The following is a 21,293-nucleotide window of genomic DNA, read 5'->3' as shown; positions in this document are numbered from 1 at the left end:
CCCGGGTAGCATGGACCGGCCCGGTCCCTGTCGTGGACCGATGTCAGCCCGGGTGGCCCACCGGCACCCGACGTCCACTGCCCGAGGAGATCTCCCCCCGTGTCCGAGAACCGCATTCCGGAAACCGATGTCGACGCGACGGGTGCGGCCCCTGTGACGACCGTCGTCCCGGCCGGTGAGCCCGCGGGCAAGATCCTCGCCGAGCGGGAGCTGCAGTCGCGCAGCGGCCCGGAGACGATCGTCGTGGTGCGGGATCCGGAGGGGACCCTCCGGGACCTGTCCTGGGCGCCCGCCGAGGACACCGAGGTCGAACTGGTCCGCGCCGATTCGGAGGACGGCCGGTCGGTGATCCGGCATTCGTGCGCGCACGTGCTCGCCCAGGCGGTGCAGGACAAGTTTCCCGAGGCCAAGCTGGGGATCGGTCCGCCGATCGAGAACGGCTTCTACTACGACTTCGACGTGGCCGAGCCCTTCACGCCCGAGGACCTCAAGGACCTCGAGAAGCGGATGAAGAAGATCATCAAGGCCGGCCAGCGCTTCTCGCGGCGGGAGTACGCCTCGCTCGACGAGGCGCGCACCGAGCTGGCGGGCGAGCCGTACAAGCTCGAGCTGGTCGAGGACAAGGGCCGGGCGGACGCCGGTGACGCCGACGGTGCGGTGGCGCTCGAGGACTCCGAGATCATGGAGGTCGGCGCGGGTGCACTGACCGCCTACGACAACCTCAACCCCCGCACGGGCGAGGTCATCTGGTCGGATCTGTGCCGCGGCCCGCACACGCCCACCACCAAGTTCATCCCCGCGTTCACACTCACGCGCTCGTCCGCTGCCTACTGGCGGGGCGATCAGAACAACGCCGGTCTCCAGCGGATCTACGGCACGGCCTGGGAGAGCACCGAGGCCATGGACGCCTACCTCGACAGGCTCGCCGAGGCGGAGAAGCGCGACCACCGTCGGCTCGGGACCGAGCTGGACCTGTTCAGCTTCCCCGACGAGATCGGGTCCGGGTTCCCGGTGTTCCACCCCCGTGGCGGGATCATCCGCAATGAGATGGAGCAGCACTCCCTCCGGCGCCACCTGTCCGCGGGGTACTCACTCGTCAACACCCCGCACGTGACCAAGGGCGACCTGTTCCGCAAGTCGCAGCACCTCAGCTGGTACTCGGAGGGGATGTTCCCCCCCATGGTCCTGGACGCCGAATACGACGCGGACGGCAAGGAGACCAAGCCGGGGCAGGACTACTACGTCAAGCCCATGAACTGCCCCATGCACAACCTGGTCTTCGATTCCCGCGGCCGCTCGTACCGCGAACTGCCACTGCGGATGTTCGAGTTCGGCACGGTCTACCGGTACGAGAAGTCCGGGGTGATCCACGGCCTCACCCGCGCCCGCGGCTTCACCCAGGACGACGCGCACATCTACTGCACCGAGGAGCAGATGGAGGGCGAGATCGCCTCCGTGCTGTCCTTCATCATCTCGCTCCTGCGCGACTACGGCCTCGAGGACTTCTACCTCGAGCTGTCGACCAAGGACCCGGAGAAGTACGTCGGCGGCGACGAGATCTGGGAGCGCGCGACCGACACGCTGCGTCGGGTGGCGACGAACTCCGGCCTCGAGCTGGTCCCGGACCCGGGCGGGGCCGCCTTCTACGGCCCCAAGATCTCCGTCCAGGCGCGTGACGCGATCGGGCGGACGTGGCAGATGTCGACGGTCCAGTTGGACTTCAACCTGCCCGAGCTGTTCGACCTGACCTACAACGCCGCGGACGGCACCAAGAAGCGGCCGGTGATGATCCACCGCGCGCTCTTCGGCTCGATCGAGCGGTTCTTCGCGGTCCTGCTCGAGCACTACGCCGGGCTGTTCCCCGCGTGGCTCGCGCCCGTGCAGGTGGTGGGCATCCCCGTGGCGGAGGCGCACGAGAAGCACCTCGAGGACGTGATCGACGAGCTCCGCGGGCGCGGTATCCGGGCAGAGCTCGACGTCTCCGACGAGCGGATGCAGAAGAAGATCCGCAACCACACCACCGGCAAGGTCCCGTTCATGCTCCTGGCCGGTGACCGCGACGTCGAGGCGGGCGCGGTGAGCTTCCGGTTCCCCGACGGGACGCAGCTCAACGGGGTCTCGCGGAACGCCGCGATGGACAAGATCTCGTACTGGATCAACTCACGCCGCAACGACGTCCCGACCGCGGAGCGCGTGTGACGACCGGAGATCCGTCTTCCACGGACGTCTACCGCCAGTTCGGGGCGGGGGAGGACCACCTCCAGTTGCTGTGGGCACCCTACCGGATGTCGTACATCGCCGAGACGCGTCCCGAACCCGCGGAGGGGATGACGGGGGAGCCGTTCCTCGACATCCCGAGGATGAGCGACGAGGACGGGCTGGTGGTCGCCCGCGGCGAGCACGTCTACGTGGTGCTCAACCTGTTCCCCTACAATCCGGGTCACTCGATGGTGGTGCCGTACCGCAAGGTCGCGGACCTGGAGGACCTCGACGACGACGAGTCCCGCGAACTCATGTCGTACACGCAACACCTGATCCGGGTCATCAAGGCCGTCTCCAACCCGGACTCGTTCAACGTGGGGCTCAACCTGGGGGGCGCGGCCGGCGGGTCCCTGTCCGAGCATCTGCACCAACACGTCGTGCCGCGCTGGATCGGCGACGCCAACTTCATTACCGTGACCGGCGGAACCAAGGTGCTTCCGCAGCTCCTCCGCGAGACGCGGCGGCTGCTCTCCGAGGCGTGGTCCGCCACGGTGTCCCCGAACGGCGTGCCCGGACCAGACCGCACCTCGAAGTAGGCAGGGAGACGAATGCTCAGCGAGTACGGAAGGTCGGGGGTCGCCAGGGTGGCCCACCCCCTGGCGGCGTTCCTCGTCCGCACCGGTGTCACCGCCAACGGGATCACCCTCACCGGTCTCCTGCTGACCTGCGCCGCGGCGATCACGTTGTTCGGGCCCGGTCATCTCGTCGCCGGCGCGATCGTGATCGCCCTGTGCACCCTGTTCGACCTGGTCGACGGTGCCGTCGCCCGCGCGAGCGGGGGCGGGTCACCGTACGGGGCCCTGGTCGACGCGGTCTCCGACCGGGTCGCGGACGGGGTGATCCTGGCGTCGTTGCTGTGGTGGCTGGTCCACGCCGAGCCCGACAACAGCGTCGCGCTGATCATGGTGTTGGCGTGTCTGATCCTGTCCCAGGTGGTGTCCTACTCCAAGGCCCGCGCCGACGCCGGAGGGCTCCGCACGCCGGGCGGACTCATGGAGCGCGCAGATCGCCTGGTCCTCGTCCTGCTCGGTGCCGGTCTGGAAGGACTGGGGGTGCCGTGGGCGCTCGAGGTGGGCCTGACCGCGGTCGCCGTGGGCAGCTTCGTCACGGTGATCCAGCGCGTGTGGGGCGGGCGTACCGACTACCTCAGCCGGGTGGCACGAGCCGACGCCCCTGCGGTGGGGGACCGATGAGCGCACTGGCCGAGCGCCTGTCGGATCTGGGTTACGCCGCCGGGTGGGCCGTCGTGCGCGCGCTTCCCGAGCCGGCCGCCCGCGCGCTCTTCCGGGCGGGCGCCGATCTCGCCGCCCGCAGACAGGGCCCGGACTCGCAGCTGCGCCGGAACCTGGCCCGCGTCCTGGGAGTCGCCCCGGCAGAGGTCCCCGACCAGTTGATCCGGGATTCCTTCCGGTCCTACGCCCGTTACTGGCGGGAGGCCTTCCGCCTGCCGTCGATGGACCGCGAGGCGGTGGCGCGCGAGATGGATCGAACGATCGCCGGGGTCGAGCACCTGGACGCGGCGCTGGCACGGGGACGCGGGGTGGTGGTGGCGCTGCCGCACTCCGCCAACTGGGACCTCGGCGGCACCTGGCTGGCGCGACGCTACGGCGGGTTCGCGACCGTCGCGGAGAGGTTGAAGCCGGAATCGTTGTATCAGCGCTTCCTGGATTTCCGGGAGGGGCTCGGGTTCACCATCTACCCGCACACGGGCGGCCCCACCCCGCCGCTCGACGCGCTGCGCGAGTACCTCGCCGGGGGCGGGATCGTCTGCCTGCCGGGGGAGCGGGACCTCCGCCGGACCGGGGTGCCGGTGACGTTCTTCGGCGAGCAGACGCGCATGCCCGCAGGGGCCGCGAGGCTCGCGGTGGAGACCGGGGCACCGCTGCTGGTGGCCCAGTTCTGGTACTCCGACGAGGACACGATGCGCGTTCGGATCACCCCTCCCATCGACGTCTCCGGCGGGATCGAGTCGGCGGTCCAGGCGATGGCGGACCTCTTCGCGGAGGGGATCGCCCGACACCCCGCGGACTGGCACATGCTCCAGCCCCTCTGGCTGGACGACCTGCCGGCCGAGCGGCGCGCGCGGATCGAGGGCTGAGCCCGCCGTGCGCATCGGCATGATCTGCCCCTACTCCTTCGACGCCCCGGGAGGCGTCCAGGCCCACGTGGTGGACCTGACCGAGGAGCTGCGGCGCCGGGGGCACACGGTCCGGGTCCTCGCTCCGGGCAGTCCGGGCAGCGCGCCCGTCTCCGGGATGACACTGACCGGGCCGGGCGTCCCGATCCCGTACAACGGGTCGGTTGCCCGCCTCAGCTTCGGGCCGGCGACCTGGCGGGCCACCAGACAGTGGCTCCGCGAACAGCCACTGGACATCCTCCACATCCACGAACCCAACGCCCCGGGAGTGGGCATGTTCGCCCTGGCCATGTCCTCCGGCCCCATCACGGCCACGTTCCACACGTCGACGACCGGGTCGCTGATACTCGGCGCCGCCGACGGGGTCCTGGCCCCGTTGCTCGAGAAGATCCGCGGGAGGATCGCGGTCTCGACCCTGGCGCGCCGCTGGCAGATGGAGGCCCTCGGTTCCGACGCCGTGGAGATCCCCAACGGTGTGGACGTGTCCGCGTTCACGGATGTCGACACCTCGGCCGAGCCGACCGGTGCACCCACCGTGGCGTTCCTCGGCCGCTACGACGAACCGCGCAAGGGCATGGGGGTGCTCGCCGCGGCGCTCCCGGCAGTCCTGCGAGAGGTGCCGGGCCTGCGGCTGCGGATCATGGGTGACGGCGACGAGCGGGCCCTGCGCGCCCGACTGCCCCGGGGGATGGACGTGGAGTTCCTCGGCCGCGTCGACGACACCCGCAAGGCCGCCGTCCTCGCCGCCGCCGACGTGTACTGCGCCCCCAACACCGGCGGGGAGAGTTTCGGCATCGTGCTCGTGGAGGCCATGGCCGCCGGGACCGCGGTGGTGGCATCCGATCTCGACGCGTTCCGCCGGGTCCTGCGGGACGGCGAGTGCGGCGAACTCGCCGCGGTCGGCGACGCCGACTCCCTCGCCACCGCTCTCACGAGGGTGTTGACCGACCCCGGGCGCCGGGACGGCCTCCGCGCGCGGGGTCGGGAGGCGGTCCGCGACTACGACTGGTCGGTCGTCGCCGACAGGGTGGTCCGCGTGTACGAGACCATCCGCGGCCCGGGGGAGACGCTCCGTGTCCGGTGAACTGATCGTCGTCGTCGGCGTCTTCGTCGTCGCGCTCGCGTCACTGGTCCTGGCCTACCTCACGGCCCACCGCCTGGACAGGCTCCACATCCGCACCGACCTGGCCCGCGCCGCCCTGGCCGGGGCCCTGGAACGGCGCCACACGGTCGCCACCGCCGTGATCCGGGACCTCAGGGAACGAGACCCGGTGGGCGCCGACCGCCTGGCGCGGGCCCTCGCACGCGCCCGGGCCCACCCGCCGGGGGCGATCACCGGACCGGACCCCGCCCCCCACCCGGAGCACCGGCGGCACCGAGACGCCGACGACCACTCCGATGACTCCACCGGGCCCGACGCCGAGATCGCCGAGAACACCCTCGGCGTGGTGCTCTCCGGCGTCGACACGAGCGGGTTGCCCGCTGACCTCGCCGCAGAACTGGAGGACGCGACCGACCGCGTCTCCATGGCGCGTCGCTTCTACAACGATGCCGTGCGCGACACCCGTACCCTGCGCGAACAGACCCCCGTCCGGGTCCTGCGACTGGCCGGCCGGGCCCCCATGCCCGGGTATGTCGAGCTCGTGGACGCCCCGCCGCCACAGGCCTGACCAACCCCGGCGGGGCGGCGGTTGGGGCGGCGGGGTGAGGGCGACCTACACTGGACCCCTGTTACACGTCGTCTGAGCCAGGAAAGGCCTATTTCGTGAGCGAGCCGCAGTCCAGCGAGAACACCACCGGAACCGCACGCGTCAAGCGAGGTATGGCCGAGATGCTCAAGGGTGGCGTCATCATGGACGTCGTCACCGCCGAGCAGGCGAAGATCGCCGAGGACGCCGGCGCCGTGGCCGTCATGGCCCTCGAGCGTGTCCCCGCCGACATCCGCGCCCAGGGCGGCGTCGCCCGCATGAGCGACCCGGACCTCATCGACGGGATCATCGAGGCCGTCTCCATCCCCGTGATGGCCAAGGCCCGGATCGGTCACTTCGTCGAGGCCCAGATCCTCCAGGCGCTCGGTGTGGACTACGTGGACGAGTCCGAGGTCCTCACCCCGGCCGACTACGCCAACCACATCGACAAGTTCGCCTTCACCGTGCCGTTCGTCTGTGGCGCCACCAACCTCGGCGAGGCCCTGCGCCGGATCACCGAGGGCGCGGCCATGATCCGCTCCAAGGGCGAGGCCGGTACCGGAGACGTCTCCAACGCCACCACCCACATGCGCCAGATCCGCCAGCAGATCCGCAAGCTGCAGAGCCTCCCGTCCGACGAGCTGTACGTGGCCGCCAAGGAGCTCCAGGCGCCGTACGAGCTCGTCAAGGAGGTCGCCGAATCCGGCAAGCTCCCCGTGGTGCTGTTCACCGCCGGCGGCATCGCCACCCCGGCCGACGCCGCGATGATGATGCAGCTCGGCGCCGAGGGCGTGTTCGTGGGCTCCGGCATCTTCAAGTCCGGGAACCCCTCCGAGCGCGCCAAGGCGATCGTCAAGGCGACGACCTTCCACGACGATCCGGAGACGCTCGCCGACATCTCCCGTGGCCTCGGCGAGGCCATGGTCGGCATCAACGTCGACGACATCCCCGAGCCGCACCGGCTCGCCGAGCGGGGCTGGTGACCCGCCGGTGGCGAAGATCGAGGACATCCTCGAGATCGAGCGGATAGACCGCGACCTCTACCGGGGTCCGGCCATCCGCACGCACCTGCAACGGACGTTCGGCGGCCAGGTCGCGGGCCAGACCCTGGTCGCCGCCGTGCGGACCGTGGACTCCGACAAGCACGTCCACTCCCTGCACGGGTACTTCATCCGCCCGGGCATCCCCGACGTGCCGACCGTGTTCCAGGTCGACCGTCTCCGGGACGGTCGCAGCTTCGCCACCCGCCGTGTCACCGCCATCCAGGAGGGGGAGCCGATCTTCTCCATGTCGGCCTCCTTCCACCTCGTCGACCAGGAGGGCATCGAGCACCAGGACTCGATGCCCCGGGTCGTCGGACCCGAGGAGATCGACGTCCCGACGATCGACGACCTCGACGAGGACCACCGCGTCTTCGTCGAGGAATGGGCCCAGTGGGACATCCGGATCGTCCCCCGGGACCGCCTGGAGACCAGCTCGACGCTGGCCTCGCAGCAGCGAGTGTGGTTCCGCAGCGTCGACACGCTGCCGGACGACCCCAATTTCCACGTCTGCACCCTCGCGTACATGTCGGACATGACCCTGTTGGGTTCCGCGAAGGTGCCGCACCCGGACGAGCCCACCCAGGACGCGTCGCTCGACCACGCGATGTGGTTCATGCGCCCCTTCCGGGCCGACGACTGGTTGCTGTACGACCAGACCTCGCCGTCTGCCTCCGGGGGTCGGGCCCTGACCCAGGGGCGGATCTTCGACCGCTCCGGGCGACTCGTGGCCGCCGTCACCCAGGAGGGTCTGTCCCGGCGCCTGCGCCCGGGTGCGCAGCCGTTCCCGGTGAGCACCACCGACGACCCGTCGAAGAAGTGAGCGCGGTAGCCCCGACCGTCGGCGTCCTCGCCCTGCAGGGCGACGTCGCCGAACACCTGCGCCATCTCGAGTCCGTCGGCGCCCGCGCGGTGCCGGTCCGTCGGCGTTCGGAACTCGACACCGTGGACGGTCTCATCCTTCCCGGCGGGGAGTCGACCGCGATGAGCCGACTCCTCGATGTGTACGACATGTACGAGCCGGTGTCCGAGAGGATCTCCGGCGGCATGCCGGTCTACGGTTCCTGCGCCGGGATGATCCTGCTCGCCTCGGTCGTCCTGGACACCCGGGCCGACGCCACCTGGTTCTCCGCGATCGACATGACCGTCCGACGGAACGCCTTCGGACGGCAGGTCGACTCGTTCGAGGCCGACCTCGTCGTCGACGCCCTCGGCACCGACCCGGTCAGGACCGTGTTCATCCGCGCCCCCTGGGTCGAGTCGGTGGGCCCGGACGTGGAGGTGCTCGCCCGGGTCCGCGCCTCGGACGGCGACGATCACGTGGTCGCGGTGCGCCAGGGCAACGCCCTGGCGACCTCCTTCCACCCCGAGGTGACCGACGATGTGCGCGTCCACGGGTACTTCCTCGACATGGTGCGGCAGGCGACCTCGTAGACTGATCAGTCAGCGACACGTCGCACCGGACCCACCATACGGCGGGCCGGTCTGAGAACCCCCGGAGGGCGGAACATCACATGGCAGGCCATTCCAAGTGGGCCACCACCAAGCACAAGAAGGCCGCGATCGACGCCAAGCGCGGCAAGCTCTTCGCCAAGCTCGTCAAGAACATCGAGGTGGCGGCCCGTACGGGCGGCGGTGACCCAGCCGGCAACCCGACGCTCTACGACGCCATCCAGAAGGCCAAGAAGAACTCGGTCCCGGGCGACAACGTCGAGCGGGCGCGTAGACGTGGCGCCGGTGAGGAGGCGGGCGGCGCCGAGTGGGAGACCATCATGTACGAGGGCTACGGCCCGAACGGCGTGGCCCTGCTCATCGAGTGTCTGACCGACAACCGCAACCGTGCCGCCGGCGAGGTGCGCACCGCGATGACCCGCAACGGCGGCAACCTCGCCGACCCGGGCTCGGTGGCGTACCTGTTCACCCGCAAGGGCGAGATCGTCCTGGACAAGGGTGAGCTCGAGGAGGACGACATCCTCATGGCCGTTCTCGAGGCCGGCGCCGAGGAGGTCAACGACCTCGGTGAACAGTTCGAGGTGGTCTGCGAGCCGACCGACCTCGTCCGGGTGCGCACCGCGCTCCAGGAGGCCGGCATCGACTACGAGTCGGCCGAGTCCGGGTTCCGCGCCTCCGTCGAGGTGACGGTCGACGCGGACGGCGCCATGAAGGTCTTCAAGCTGATCGACGCGCTCGAGGACTCCGACGACGTGCAGAACGTCTACTCCAACCTGGACGTGCCGGACGACGTGCTGGCGGCGCTGAACGCCTGACGGGCGGGCCACTGGTAGGGTCTCGAACGTAGGTTCTACCAGTGGTCGGCGAAAGGTCGCTATGCGCGTGATGGGTGTGGACCCGGGGCTGACCCGGTGCGGGCTCGCGCTGATCGAAACCGAGCCGGGCCGCGCCGTCACGGCCCTGGACGTGGACGTCGTCCGCACCGCGGCCCAGGACCCCCTCGAGAAGCGCCTGCGGGCGGTCCACGCAGTGGCGGACGAGTGGATGGAGATCCACCGACCGGACGTCGTCGCGATCGAGCGGGTCTTCGCGCAGAACCAGGTCTCCACCGCCATGGGCACGGCCCAGGCCGCGGGCGTGGTGGCGCTGGCGGCCGCCTACCGCGACATCCCGGTGGCCTTCCACACCCCCTCGGAGGTCAAGGCCGCCATCACCGGCAGCGGGCGCGCGGACAAGAAACAGATGACTCTGATGATCACCCGCATCCTCGGTCTGCAGAAGCCGCCCAGCCCGGCGGACGCGGCCGACGCCCTCGCACTGGCCGTGTGCCACAGCTGGCGCGCGCCCATGCAGGGTCGGGTGGCAGCCCTCGACGGTCGGGTCGCCCGGACCCGCGCCGGGTTCGAGTCGAAGGTGGCGGCGGCACGCGAGGCCGCCGCGTCGAACGTCACCGGAGGCCGCAGCGCGGCCGCCGATCAGGAGCGCGCCCGGGCCGCCGCCCGGGGTATGGCGCGGACGAAGGGAGTGCGCTGGTGATCGCCTCGATACGGGGAACAGTGGCCGAGATCGGTCTCGACCGCTGCGTGGTGGAGACCGGAGGTGTCGGCGTACTCGTGCACGCGACACCGGCCGCGCTCGCGGGTCTGAGGCGCGGTGCCGAGGGGATGCTCCACACGGAGCTGGTGGTGCGCGAGGACTCGCTCACCCTGTACGGCTTCGACTCGGTGGACGCCCGACAGCTGTTCCGCACCGTGCAGACCGTCGCCGGGGTCGGTCCGCGTCTGGCCCTGGCGATCGTCGCCACGCTCGAACCGGAGGACCTCGTGCGCGCGCTGGGCGCCGGGGACGTCAAGGCGTTGACCCGGGTGCCCGGGGTGGGGAAGCGGACGGCCGAGCGCATGGTGCTCGAGCTCAAGGACAAGGTCGGGCCCGTATCGGCCGGCGGGCCGGCGGGAACCCCCGGCGGTGTCGGCGGTGCGCCGGCGGCGACCGAGGTGGCAGAGGCACTCGAGGGCCTTGGTTTCTCCGCGGCCGAGGCGGAGAAGGCCGCCACCGCTGTCCTCGCGGCCGAGCCGGACCTGGACCCGGCGCAGGCCCTGCGGCTGGCGCTCAAGTCCCTCGGTAAGCGCTGATGACGGGACCGTCCGACGCGCTCGGTGACGGGTTCACCCCCGGGGACGGGCTCAGCGCGGGGCAGGAGGACGAACTGTCCGCGTCCGTGACCCCGTTCGACTCGGACGTCGAGGGCGCCCTCCGACCGCGCAGTCTGGGCGAGTTCATCGGTCAGGAGACCGTCCGGGAACAACTCGACCTCGTCCTCACCGCCGCCACCCGCCGGGGCGTCGTCCCCGACCACCTGCTCTTCTCCGGTCCGCCCGGGCTGGGCAAGACCAGTCTCGCGATGATCGTCGCGGCCGAACTCGGTGGATCACTGAGGATCACCTCCGGGCCCGCCCTCGAACGGCCCGGCGACCTGGCCGCGATGCTGTCCAACCTCATCGAGGGCGACGTGCTGTTCATCGACGAGATCCACCGCATCGCCCGGCCGGCCGAGGAGATGCTCTACCTCGCCATGGAGGACTTCCGGATCGACATCATGGTGGGCAAGGGGCCCGGCGCCACCTCGATTCCTCTGGAGATCGCCCCGTTCACCCTCGTCGGCGCCACCACGCGATCCGGTGCGCTCACCGGCCCCCTGCGCGACCGGTTCGGATTCACCGCGCACATGGACTTCTACACCGACGCCGATCTCGCGAGGATCGTCACCCGCGCCGCGGACATCCTCGCCATCCCCGTGGAGGCCGACGCTGCGTTGGAGATCGCCGGCCGGTCCCGGGGCACACCGCGGATCGCCAACCGCCTCCTGCGGCGGGTACGTGATTTCGCCGAGGTCCGCGCTGACGGGCGCATCACGGTGCCCGTCGCGCGGGCCGCGCTCGAGGTGTACGAGGTGGACGAACTGGGACTCGACCGTCTCGACCGGGCGGTCTTGAGGGCGCTCCTCGTCCAGCACGAGGGTGGGCCGGTCGGACTGAGCACCCTGGCGGTGGCCGTGGGGGAGGAGTCCACCACCCTCGAGGAGGTCTGCGAGCCCTTCCTCGTCCGCGCGGGGCTGCTCGCGCGCACCCCACGCGGGCGGATCGCCACCGCCGCGGCGTGGGGCCACCTGGGCCTCACCCGATCCGACGGGGCGGCCGGCCAGCCGATGCTGCCCGTCGAGGTCGACCGGGGACCCGGCGCACGCGGTTGAGTCCCCGACTGGCATCCTCGGACGAGACCGTCCGTAGCCCGGACCCGCCCCACCGACCCGGAACCGGCGGGTCCACATCAGGAGGACCCGAATGGGACTGGAACTGCTGCTTCCGTTGATGATCGTCGTACTGATCGTGCTGATGGTCCTGCAGAGCACCAGGCAGCGCAGGGCGATGAAGGACATGCGTGAGATGCAGGCGTCCCTGTCCGCGGGAGATCGCGTGCTCACCACCTCCGGTCTGCACGCGACGATCGTCTCCGTCAACGAGGAGACGGTGGAACTGGAGATCGCCCCCGGCGTCCGGACCCGGTGGGACCGGCGGGTGATCCGCGAGAAGCTCGAGACCGGTACGACCCCCGGGCCCGACTCCGGTACCGGCGCCGCGAATTCCCGGTAGGCCGTAACCGGCGAGTAGTGTAATGGGGCCGTCCAGCCGGAGGCCACAGACGAATACCGAGAGAGATCACCTGTGTCACCAGTTCGTCCTCGAGGCACCGACGCCCGCCCCAGACCGTGGGCACTGCTGTCCGCCTTCTTCCTGGTGCTGTTCATCCTCCTCCTCGGCGCCTTCGCCGTGGCGGACCGCGGACTGACGCCGAAGCTGGGCATCGACCTGCAGGGCGGAACGCGCGTCACGCTGATCCCCAAGGGAGACCCCGACGAGGCGGACCTACGACTGGCGCAGGACATCATCCGGGACCGTGTCGACGGGCTCGGCGTCGCCGGGACCTCGGTCGTCATCGAGGGCAGCAACATCGTCCTCACCGTTCCCGGTGAGGACTCCAGCCAGGCCCGCGATCTCGGCACCACCTCGCAGCTGACGATCCGCCCCGTCCTGCAGGTCCAGCCCGTCGCCGAGGGCGACCTCGAGCCCGTGCCCGCCGCCAAGGGGGACCGGGAGGCCGTCGCCAGGGAGGTCGAGGAGGCCCGCGAGGTCCGCCAGGGCGATCCGCAGGAACTCACCGAGACGCTCGCGACATTCCGCTGCCCGGAGCGCGATGTGCTCGCCGGCTTCGACGACCCGTCCCAGGCCCTCATCGCCTGTGGTGACGGTGCGAAGTACGTCCTCGGTCCCGTCCCGTTGCTCATCGGCGAACCCGAGGACGGCCGACGTCTCGACGGCCAGCAGATCGTCAAGGACTCCGTCAGTTCGGGGTTCAACCAGCAGGCCGCCAAGAACGAGGTCTCCTTCCGGTTCAACGCCGGCCCCGGCGAGCAGGGCAGCGCCACCTGGTCACGCCTGACCCAGGAGAACCTCCAGCGGCAGATCGCCATCGTCCTCGACGGCGAGGTCATCAGTGCGCCGGTCGTCCAGGGCGCTACGCCCGTCGGTTCGGCGACCTCCATCACCGGTGACTTCACCACGGACGAGGCGGCGTCCCTCGCCGCGAACCTGCGCTACGGCGCCCTGCCCATCTCCTTCGAGGACCCCAACGTCGACAACGTGCCGGCATCCCTCGGTCTGGCGTCGCTCGAGGCCGGCCTGCTCGCCGGTGCGATCGGTTTCCTCCTGGTCCTGGCCTACTCGGCCTTCTTCTACCGCCTGCTGGGAGTCCTGGCGTTCATCTCGCTGGCCCTGTCGTTCCTGCTGACCTACGTCATGCTCGTGTTCCTGGGTTACACGGTGGACTACAGCCTCGACCTCGCCGGCATCGCGGGCCTGGTCATCGGCATCGGAATGACCGCCGACTCCTATGTCGTGTTCTTCGAGCGCATCAAGGACGAACTACGGGACGGCCACCGGTTCCGATCCGCCGTACCCAGGGCCTGGAAGAGCGCCGGCCGCACGATCGTGACCGGCAACATGGTCAGCCTCATCGGTGCCGTCGTCCTCTACCTGTTGGCCAGTGGCGAGGTGCGCGGCTTCGCGTTCACCCTCGGTCTGACGACCGTCATGGACGTGTTCGTCGCGTTCACCGTGACGTGGCCGCTCGTCTACCTGGCCTCCACCCGACCCACCTTCGCCAAGACCTGGGCGAACGGGATGGGACGCATGGAGAATCTCCAGGCGGCCGCAGCAGAACAGCGTCGACTCGACCGGAAGGCCGAGAAGGACGCGGACCGGGACGGTGGCCGCGGGGTCACCGCGACCATCCGGGGACCGGGCGGCGACACGATGACCGACACGCCGACCACGCGCCCCGCCACCGATGAGGAGGAGGGCCGATGAGCACTCCCGTCACCACCGCAACCGACAGCGGCGCCACGGCGCCCACCGGCCGGACCGACAGCCTGTTCACCCGGCTCTACACGGGAACCGGGGCGTTCGGCATCGTTCCGAACCGCCGGAAGTTCTACGTCCTCACCCTCGTGATCGTCGCGATCTGCCTGGCGAGCATCCTCTTCCGCGGTTTCAGCTTCGGGATCGACTTCACCGGCGGCACCAAACTCACGATGCCGGCCGGCGACATCGACAAGGACCGCGTGGCCGCGGTGGTCGAGGAATCCGTCGGCGAGGAACCGCAGATGGTGCAGATCGTCGGCGCCGGGAACGCCCGGATCGTGGAGGTCGAGACCCGGTTCCTCACCAGCGACGAGATCCTCGCCGCCAAGAACTCCCTGTACGAGGAGTTCCAGCCGGTGACCGCAGACGGGGTCTCGTCGGTGGAGGCCATCGGTGATTCCGCACGATCCGAGAGTTGGGGAGGGCAGGTCACCAAGAACGCCCTGATCGCACTCGGGGTGTTCCTCGTGATCGTCTTCGGCTACATCGCCTTCCGATTCGAGTGGCAGATGGCCACCGCCGCCATCGTGGCACTGTTGTTCGACGTCGTGACCACCGCCGGGATCTACTCGATCGTCGGCTTCGAGGTGTCCCCGGCCACGGTTATCGGTCTGTTGACCATCCTCGGCTTCTCGCTGTACGACACGGTGATCGTGTTCGACAAGGTCGAGGAGAACACCCGCGGCATCAGACACACGACGAGCCGCACCTACGCCGAAGAGGCGAACCTGGGTGTCAACCAGACCCTCATGCGATCCATCCACACCACGATCATCGGCGTGCTGCCACTGCTGGCGCTGGTGGTCATCGCGGTGTGGATCCTCGGAGTGGGCACCCTGATGGACCTCGCTCTGGTGCAGATGGTCGGCATCGTCACCGGTACGTTCTCCTCGGTGTTCCTCGCGACGCCACTGCTGGTTAGCCTGAAGAACCGCGACCCCCAGATCAGCCGCCAGACCGCCAAGGTGCTGGCCCGACGCGAGAAGGCCGAGGCCACCGCATGACCGAGCCCGCCCTGACCCACGTCTCACCGGCGATCAGCTCCGCCGTCGAGCGCCTGATGCGCCGCGTCGAGGACTTCCCGTCCGCCGGAGTCCAGTTCTGCGACCTGACCCCGGTTCTCGCCGACGCCGACGGCTTCGATGCCGTCGTCGCCGGGCTCATCGCCGGACACGAGATCGGCAGCGTGGACTACGTCGCCGGGCTCGACGCCCGCGGCTTCCTGCTGGCCGGGGCAGCTGCCGTACGCCTACACACCGGCATCCTCGCGATCCGCAAAGCCGGCAAGCTCCCGCCACCGGTGCACTCGCGCTCCTACGAGCTCGAGTACGGCGCTGCCACGTTGGAACTCCCCGCGGACGGGCTCGACCTCAGCGGGAAGCGCGTCCTCGTCGTCGACGACGTCCTCGCCACCGGGGGGACCCTCACCGCCGCGGTGGGACTGCTGGAGGACTGTGGCGCGATAGTCGCCGGGTTGTCCGTGGTGCTCGAGGTCCCCGGTCTCGGGGGTCGGGATAGACTGGCCGGCACACCGCTGACCTGCCTCACGGTCGCGTGACCGCCGGCCGTATCTGACGGCCCGGAACTGGAGGGAGGAGCCGGACATGACGCAACGGCAGGACCCCGCCGGGCAGCCGGACCGGGGCGCACCCCTCGGACAGAAGGCCCAACCCCAGCCCTCGACCCAACCGCTCCCGGTGATCCCGGGCAACCGCCCGTCCGCCGGACGGCGGGTGCGGGCCCGGTGGGCACGACGCCTCACCTCCGGGCTGACCGTGACCTCCACACCGGCCGTCCTCGAACCGCTGGTCCGGGTCCACCGCATCCACCACGCCAAAGCCGACGTCGGCCTGCTGGCGCGGGCCTACACCCTCGCCGAGAAGCAACACGAGGGCGTCTTCCGCAAGTCCGGTGACCCCTACATCACCCACCCGCTCGCCGTGGCCACCATCTGCGCCGAGATGGGCATGGACACCACCACCCTCGTGGCGGCACTGCTGCACGACACGGTGGAGGACACCGCGTACTCACTAGACCAGCTGGAAGCGGACTTCGGCGGTGAGGTCGCCCACCTCGTGGACGGCGTCACCAAGTTGGACAAGGTCGAGTTCGGCGAGGCCGCCGAGGCGGAGACCATCCGGAAGATGATCATCGCGATGGCTCACGACCCGCGCGTCCTGGTGATCAAGGTGGCCGACCGCCTGCACAACATGCGCACGATGCGCTTCCTGCCACCCGAGAAGCAGGTCAAGAAGGCGCGCGAGACCCTCGAGGTGATCGCCCCGCTCGCACACCGGCTGGGTATGGCGACCATCAAGTGGGAGCTCGAGGACCTCGCCTTCGCGATCCTCGAGCCGAAGAAGTACCAGGAGATCGTCCGGCTCGTGGCCGACCGGGCCCCCAGCCGCGACGTCTACCTGGGCACCGTGACCAACCGGGTGCGGACGGACCTCGAGAAGGCCCACATCCAGGCGCGGGTCGAGGGTCGTCCGAAGCACTACTGGTCGATCTATCAGAAGATGATCGTCCGGGGCCGGGAGTTCGACGAGATCCACGACCTCGTCGGTATCCGCGTCCTCTGCGAGGACGTGCGTGACTGCTATGCCGCGATCGGAGTGGTGCACTCGACCTGGAAGCCGATGCCCGGTCGGTTCAAGGACTACATCGCCCAGCCGCGCTTCGGCGTGTACCGGTCGCTGCACACCACCGTGATCGGCCCCGACGGCAAGCCGCTGGAGATCCAGATCCGTACCCACGAGATGCACCGCAACGCGGAATACGGCATCGCGGCGCACTGGCGCTACAAGGAGACCCGCGGCAAGCACAACGGCGACCCCGCCGAGGTCGACGAGATGGCATGGATGCGCCAGCTGCTCAGCTGGCAGCGTGAGGCCGCGGATCCCGGTGAGTTCCTGGACTCCCTGCGTTTCGAGATGACCAGCAAAGAGATCTTCGTCTTCACCCCCAAGGGAGACGTCATCAACCTGCCGGTCGGCGCCACACCCGTGGACTTCGCCTACGCGGTGCACACCGAGGTCGGCCACCGGTGCATCGGGGCGCGGGTCAACGGCAAACTCGTCGCCCTCGAGCGCCCGCTCGAGAACGGCGAGGTGGTGGAGGTCTTCACTTCCAAGGACCTCAACGCCGGCCCCAGCCTGGACTGGCAGAAGTTCGTGGTCTCGGGCCGTGCCAAGAGTTCGATCCGTCAGTGGTTCGCCAAGGAACGCCGTGAGGAGGCCCTGGAGCGGGGCAAGGACCTCATCACCCGGGAGGTCCGCCGCGGCGGTGTCCCGGTTCACCGCATCTTCTCCAACGAGTCGATCGCCGGGGTGTCCCGCGAGCTCGGGTTCGCGGACGTCACCGCGCTCTACACGGCGATCGGTGAGAACCATGTCTCGGCGAAGACCGTGGTGGGCCGTCTGGTCGCCGCCCACGGCGGAGTGGACGAGGTCACGGAGGAACTGGCCGACCGCTCCCGCGACAAGACCATCACCCCGCCGCGGACCACCACCTCGGGTGCAGGAGTCCTGGTCGGCGGCGTGGAGGACGTCCACGCCAAGCTCGCCCGTTGTTGTACCCCTGTCCCTGGTGACCAGGTCCTGGGCTTCATCACGCGCGGCGGCTCGGTCAGCGTGCACCGGACCGACTGCACCAATGCCTCCGACCTGCACAGGGAACCGGAGCGACTGGTCAAGGTCGAGTGGGCGCCCCAGCCCGGCGCGGTGTTCCTCGTGGCCATCCAGGTGGAAGCCCTCGACCGCCATCGCCTCCTGTCGGACATCACCAAGGTCCTGGCCGACGAGAAGGTCAACATCCTGTCCGCCTCGGTGCAGACCGCGGGCGACGACAGGGTGGCGATCTCCCGATTCACCTTCGAGATGGCCGACCCCAAGCATCTGGGCCACGTCCTCGGTGCGGTCCGGAAGGTCGAGGGCGTCTTCGACGTCTACCGCATGACCTCGAACTAGGGCAGCGGACCCGGACCAGGTGTCCTGGTCGCACCGAGGGCGAGGTCGACCGGGTGGCACCGGAGACGACACCGGCCCCGGCCTGGAGGCCGGGGCCGGTGATCCGGTGACGTGGGGTCACTCCTCGGGCAGGCCCTCCTGGGCGCCGACGGTGACCTTCTCGATGACGACGGGCCGACGCGGTGTCTCGTAGTCCGGCTTCGTCTGGTCGTCGCTCTTCGTACCCGCCTCGGCGATCTCGTCGAGGACCTCCAGACCCTCCTCACCGATCGTCCCCATGACGGTGTACTCGGGCGGCAGCATGGAGTCCTCGTACACGAGGAAGAACTGACTGCCGGCACTATTCGGTGCCTGCGACTTGGCCATGGCGACGGTTCCCCGGGGATAGATCGACATCCCCGAACCGCTCTCGTCCACGGCCAGGTCGGTGGGCGGCTCGTCCGTGATCATGTAGCCGGGACCGGAGAGCCCGGTCCCCGTCGGGTCACCACACTGCAGCACCGAGAGCTGCGAGCCCTCCCCGCCCACGGTCAGACGATGACATTCGGTGTCGTCGAAGTACTCCTGCTGCGCCAGGTGCACGAAGCTCGCGACGTTGCACGGAGCACCCTCACGGTCGAGGACGAGAGGGATCTCCCCCTTACCGGTGGTGATGGTGATCTCGGCAGTACCGCGCCGGGGCTGATCTCCGGTCGGGGGGTCGACCTCGCGCTTGGACTTCTCCACCTCGTCGATCTGCTCGTTGAAGCGTCGCGCCTCGGCGACGATCTCCGGCCCCTGATCCTCGAACTCCGCCGGGTCGACCTTCTCCCTGGGGGCGTTGTCCTCCGCGTACTCGCAGGTGACCCAGTTGGCGGCGTACTCCTCGGCCCGGGCCTGCTCCGCCTTGTTCCAGACCACCACGCCCACGATGCCGAGGAGGACCACCACCACGATCGCGGCCCCCGCGATCTTCAGCTGCTTCTCGCGGCGGGCCTGCGCCTCCATCTGCTCGCGCAGGCGTTGGCGCGCCTCGGCTCGGCGTTCCTGGTTGGTGGACACTGACCCTCCTGGGGACCTGGACTAGGCTGGAACGGTCGGGCGGACCCACGGTGGGCTCCTCGACGGAGTCACCAGGGCGGTCCAGCCCAGGGTCCTTGTCTACCAGGTCGGGCGATGACGGCTGAAAGCCACTCCGGTGTCGGGCCCCGTTGACCCGCCACGGGACGCCGGACGGCGTCGACCATCATCAGAAAGGGAGTTCGGGACGTGCAGATCGTCGGTTTCCCCGCCGGAATGTTCCAGACCAACTGCTACATCGTCGGTGACGACGCCGGTGACTGTGTGATCGTCGACCCGGGGCAGGACTCGGAGGCGCAGGTCCGTCGACAGATCTCCGAGTCCGGGTTCAGGCCTCGAGCGGTTCTCCTCACCCACGGGCACCTCGACCACATCTGGAACGCACAACAGGTGGCGGACCACTACGGGGTCCCCGCCTACATCCACCCCGAGGACCGGGCGATGCTCGCCGACCCGGGCAAGGGGCTGTCCCTCGACCTGTCGGCGATGCTCAAGGGCGTCACGTTCACCGAACCGGCCGAGGTCGTCGAGGTGTTCGACGGCGACACCCTGCGATTCGGATCGATGACCTTCGACGTGGACCACGTTCCGGGCCACAGTCCCGGTTCCGTGTCCTTCCGGATCACGGTCGAGACCGAGGAGGGACCCCGGATGGTCGTCCTCGGCGGGGACGTACTGTTCCAGGACGGCGTTGGTCGCACCGACCTCCCGGCGGGCGACACCGAGGTGTTGATGCAGTCCATCGCCAAGAAGTTCCTCGTCCTGGACGACGACGCCGTGGTCCTGCCGGGACACGGGCCCTCCACGACCATCGGTCGCGAGCGGCGCTCGAATCCGTTCCTGCGCGACCTCTAGACCGACCAGCTTCCCCACCCTCGAGACCCAAGGACCACTCACCAGTGACCGGCACCGAGAAGAAGACCGCGCTCAAGGCTCCCAAGGGCGTTCCCGACTACGTCCCCCCGGCGTCCGCCGGGTTCGTGGCGGTGCGGGAGGCCATCACCTCCTCCGCGCGGCGCGCCGGGTACGGGCACATCGAGTTGCCGGTCTTCGAGGACACGGCCTTGTTCGCACGGGGGGTCGGGGAGTCGACCGATGTGGTGTCCAAGGAGATGTACACGTTCTCCGACAGGGGCGGCAGGAGCGTCACCCTGCGCCCGGAGGGCACCGCCGGGGTCATGCGTGCCGTGATCGAGCACGGACTCGACCGCGGCCAGCTCCCGGTCAAGCTCTGCTACGCGGGCCCGTTCTTCCGGTACGAGCGCCCCCAGGCCGGCCGGTATCGCCAGCTCCAGCAGGTCGGCATCGAGGCGATCGGCGTCGACGACCCGGCGCTGGACGCCGAGGTCATCGCGGTGGCGGACGAGGCGTTCCGTTCGCTCGGCCTCACCGGATTCCGCCTCGAGCTCACGTCGCTGGGTGACGAGACCTGTCGCCCCGCCTACCGGGACCGCCTCCAGGACTTCCTCTCCGGTCTCGACCTCGACGAGGCCACCCGGGAGCGCGCGCGGATCAACCCGCTGCGTGTGCTCGACGACAAGCGCCCGGACGTCCGCGCCCAGCTCGAGGACGCGCCGCTGATGATCGATCACCTGTCGGACGCCAGCGCCGAGCACTTCGGGACCGTGCGGGCGCACCTGGACGCGCTGGGCGTCGCGTACGAGGTCAATCCCCGCATGGTCCGGGGTCTGGACTACTACACCAAGACGACTTTCGAGTTCGTCCACGACGGCCTGGGCGCGCAGTCCGGGATCGGCGGCGGCGGCCGGTACGACGGTCTGATGGAGCAGCTCGGCGGCCAGGCGTTGTCGGGGATCGGATTCGGCATCGGCGTGGACCGGACGGTGCTCGCGTTGCAGGCCGAGGGAATCGACCCCGCGGCGCAGGGGCGCGTGGACGTGTACGGCGTGGCGCTCGGCGCCCGGGCCAAGGCGGTGCTCGTACCCCTGCTCGCCGAACTCCGTCGCAGCGGACTCCGGGCGGACATGGCCTATGGGGACCGCGGTATGAAGGGGGCCTTCAAGGCGGCGGACCGTTCCGGGGCGGCGGTCACCGTCGTCGTCGGGGAGGACGAGCTCGCCACCTCCACGGCCGTCGTCAAGACGATGGCCACCGGCGACCAGGAGCCCGTGCCCCTGGAGGCCGTCGTCGACCACGTGACCAGGGCCGTCGCGCGCTGACCCCGAGCGGCCGGTGACCCCGACCGCAGC

General features: G+C 69.8%; 21 protein-coding genes. 20 read left to right on the top strand and 1 reads right to left on the bottom strand.

Translation table 11 applies throughout. From position 1 onward, the window contains the following. Positions 1-99: 99 nt before the first annotated feature. The 18 genes from thrS (at position 100) to AC3DE3_RS01260 (ending at position 18,024) form a co-directional block, all read left to right on the top strand. Positions 100-2,199: a threonine--tRNA ligase gene (thrS, locus tag AC3DE3_RS01345; RefSeq protein WP_488368726.1), complete on the top strand. Its 2,100-nt coding sequence runs from the start codon at positions 100-102 to the stop codon at positions 2,197-2,199. Continuing rightward, positions 2,196-2,798: an ATP adenylyltransferase gene (locus tag AC3DE3_RS01340; RefSeq protein WP_488368725.1), complete on the top strand. Its 603-nt coding sequence runs from the start codon at positions 2,196-2,198 to the stop codon at positions 2,796-2,798. Before thrS ends, AC3DE3_RS01340 begins: the two co-directional genes overlap by 4 nt. Before the next feature lie 12 nt (positions 2,799-2,810). Beyond that, a complete protein-coding gene (gene pgsA, locus AC3DE3_RS01335; RefSeq protein ID WP_260487628.1) occupies positions 2,811-3,455 on the top strand; it encodes a phosphatidylinositol phosphate synthase in 645 nt (214 codons plus the stop codon). Next, complete coding sequence (locus AC3DE3_RS01330) at positions 3,452-4,360, top strand: phosphatidylinositol mannoside acyltransferase (protein ID WP_488368724.1); 909 nt, start codon at positions 3,452-3,454, stop codon at positions 4,358-4,360. The genes pgsA and AC3DE3_RS01330 overlap by 4 nt, the downstream gene beginning before the upstream one ends. Before the next feature lie 7 nt (positions 4,361-4,367). Continuing rightward, positions 4,368-5,483 carry a glycosyltransferase family 4 protein gene (locus tag AC3DE3_RS01325; protein ID WP_488368723.1) on the top strand — a complete coding sequence of 372 codons (1,116 nt, stop codon included), beginning with the start codon at positions 4,368-4,370 and terminating at the stop codon, positions 5,481-5,483. Beyond that, entirely contained in the window at positions 5,473-6,069 is a 597-nt protein-coding gene (locus AC3DE3_RS01320) for an NUDIX hydrolase (protein WP_488368722.1), read from the top strand. Before AC3DE3_RS01325 ends, AC3DE3_RS01320 begins: the two co-directional genes overlap by 11 nt. 95 nt (positions 6,070-6,164) lie before the next feature. Next, positions 6,165-7,070, top strand: a complete 906-nt coding sequence (gene pdxS / locus AC3DE3_RS01315) for a pyridoxal 5'-phosphate synthase lyase subunit PdxS (protein ID WP_488368721.1) — start codon at positions 6,165-6,167, stop codon at positions 7,068-7,070. Between the two features lie 7 nt (positions 7,071-7,077). Then, positions 7,078-7,950: an acyl-CoA thioesterase gene (locus AC3DE3_RS01310; RefSeq protein ID WP_488368720.1), complete on the top strand. Its 873-nt coding sequence runs from the start codon at positions 7,078-7,080 to the stop codon at positions 7,948-7,950. Continuing rightward, positions 7,947-8,561, top strand: a complete 615-nt coding sequence (gene pdxT / locus AC3DE3_RS01305; RefSeq protein ID WP_488368719.1) for a pyridoxal 5'-phosphate synthase glutaminase subunit PdxT — start codon at positions 7,947-7,949, stop codon at positions 8,559-8,561. The genes AC3DE3_RS01310 and pdxT overlap by 4 nt, the downstream gene beginning before the upstream one ends. An 80-nt stretch (positions 8,562-8,641) precedes the next feature. Continuing rightward, positions 8,642-9,394 (top strand): YebC/PmpR family DNA-binding transcriptional regulator, encoded by a 753-nt coding sequence (locus AC3DE3_RS01300; RefSeq protein WP_260487621.1) that lies wholly within the window; start codon positions 8,642-8,644, stop codon positions 9,392-9,394. A gap of 61 nt (positions 9,395-9,455) precedes the next feature. Continuing rightward, positions 9,456-10,115, top strand: coding sequence for a crossover junction endodeoxyribonuclease RuvC (locus AC3DE3_RS01295; protein ID WP_260487620.1), 660 nt, complete (start codon positions 9,456-9,458; stop codon positions 10,113-10,115). Next, positions 10,112-10,711 (top strand): Holliday junction branch migration protein RuvA, encoded by a 600-nt coding sequence (gene ruvA, locus AC3DE3_RS01290; protein ID WP_488368718.1) that lies wholly within the window; start codon positions 10,112-10,114, stop codon positions 10,709-10,711. Before AC3DE3_RS01295 ends, ruvA begins: the two co-directional genes overlap by 4 nt. Then, entirely contained in the window at positions 10,711-11,829 is a 1,119-nt protein-coding gene (gene ruvB / locus AC3DE3_RS01285; protein WP_488368717.1) for a Holliday junction branch migration DNA helicase RuvB, read from the top strand. Before ruvA ends, ruvB begins: the two co-directional genes overlap by 1 nt. A 91-nt stretch (positions 11,830-11,920) precedes the next feature. Then, entirely contained in the window at positions 11,921-12,229 is a 309-nt protein-coding gene (gene yajC, locus AC3DE3_RS01280; RefSeq protein ID WP_488368716.1) for a preprotein translocase subunit YajC, read from the top strand. A 144-nt stretch (positions 12,230-12,373) separates the two neighbouring features. Further along, positions 12,374-14,002, top strand: coding sequence for a protein translocase subunit SecD (gene secD / locus AC3DE3_RS01275; RefSeq protein ID WP_488369087.1), 1,629 nt, complete (start codon positions 12,374-12,376; stop codon positions 14,000-14,002). Then, a complete protein-coding gene (gene secF, locus AC3DE3_RS01270) occupies positions 13,999-15,060 on the top strand; it encodes a protein translocase subunit SecF (RefSeq protein WP_488368715.1) in 1,062 nt (353 codons plus the stop codon). Before secD ends, secF begins: the two co-directional genes overlap by 4 nt. Further along, positions 15,057-15,614: an adenine phosphoribosyltransferase gene (locus AC3DE3_RS01265; protein ID WP_488368714.1), complete on the top strand. Its 558-nt coding sequence runs from the start codon at positions 15,057-15,059 to the stop codon at positions 15,612-15,614. The genes secF and AC3DE3_RS01265 overlap by 4 nt, the downstream gene beginning before the upstream one ends. Before the next feature lie 46 nt (positions 15,615-15,660). Continuing rightward, a complete protein-coding gene (locus tag AC3DE3_RS01260) occupies positions 15,661-18,024 on the top strand; it encodes a RelA/SpoT family protein (protein WP_260487613.1) in 2,364 nt (787 codons plus the stop codon). 117 nt (positions 18,025-18,141) lie between these two features. Here the strand turns inward: AC3DE3_RS01260 and AC3DE3_RS01255 are convergent, their stop codons facing one another. After that, positions 18,142-19,065: a peptidylprolyl isomerase gene (locus tag AC3DE3_RS01255; RefSeq protein WP_488368713.1), complete on the bottom strand. Its 924-nt coding sequence runs from the start codon at positions 19,063-19,065 to the stop codon at positions 18,142-18,144. A gap of 207 nt (positions 19,066-19,272) precedes the next feature. Here AC3DE3_RS01255 and AC3DE3_RS01250 point away from each other — a divergent pair, with 207 nt between their 5' ends. Further along, positions 19,273-19,938, top strand: coding sequence for an MBL fold metallo-hydrolase (locus AC3DE3_RS01250; RefSeq protein WP_260487611.1), 666 nt, complete (start codon positions 19,273-19,275; stop codon positions 19,936-19,938). A gap of 44 nt (positions 19,939-19,982) precedes the next feature. Then, positions 19,983-21,263: a histidine--tRNA ligase gene (gene hisS / locus AC3DE3_RS01245; RefSeq protein ID WP_488368712.1), complete on the top strand. Its 1,281-nt coding sequence runs from the start codon at positions 19,983-19,985 to the stop codon at positions 21,261-21,263. Positions 21,264-21,293: the final 30 nt, after the last annotated feature.

This window comes from Dietzia sp. IBK-p2-16D, from assembly GCF_057773085.1.
Note: the sequence above shows the minus strand (reverse complement) of the source record. Positions and strands in the feature narration are given on the sequence as shown.

Excerpts from the sequence above, each read along its gene's own strand:
- pgsA (WP_260487628.1), top strand. The coding sequence starts at position 2,811 with ATGCTCAGCGAGTACGGAAGGTCGGGGGTCGCCAGGGTGGCCCACCCC.
- AC3DE3_RS01330 (WP_488368724.1), top strand. The coding sequence starts at position 3,452 with ATGAGCGCACTGGCCGAGCGCCTGTCGGATCTGGGTTACGCCGCCGGG.
- AC3DE3_RS01300 (WP_260487621.1), top strand. The coding sequence starts at position 8,642 with ATGGCAGGCCATTCCAAGTGGGCCACCACCAAGCACAAGAAGGCCGCG.
- AC3DE3_RS01295 (WP_260487620.1), top strand. The coding sequence starts at position 9,456 with ATGCGCGTGATGGGTGTGGACCCGGGGCTGACCCGGTGCGGGCTCGCG.
- ruvB (WP_488368717.1), top strand. The coding sequence starts at position 10,711 with ATGACGGGACCGTCCGACGCGCTCGGTGACGGGTTCACCCCCGGGGAC.
- yajC (WP_488368716.1), top strand. The coding sequence starts at position 11,921 with ATGGGACTGGAACTGCTGCTTCCGTTGATGATCGTCGTACTGATCGTG.
- secF (WP_488368715.1), top strand. The coding sequence starts at position 13,999 with ATGAGCACTCCCGTCACCACCGCAACCGACAGCGGCGCCACGGCGCCC.
- AC3DE3_RS01265 (WP_488368714.1), top strand. The coding sequence starts at position 15,057 with ATGACCGAGCCCGCCCTGACCCACGTCTCACCGGCGATCAGCTCCGCC.
- AC3DE3_RS01260 (WP_260487613.1), top strand. The coding sequence starts at position 15,661 with ATGACGCAACGGCAGGACCCCGCCGGGCAGCCGGACCGGGGCGCACCC.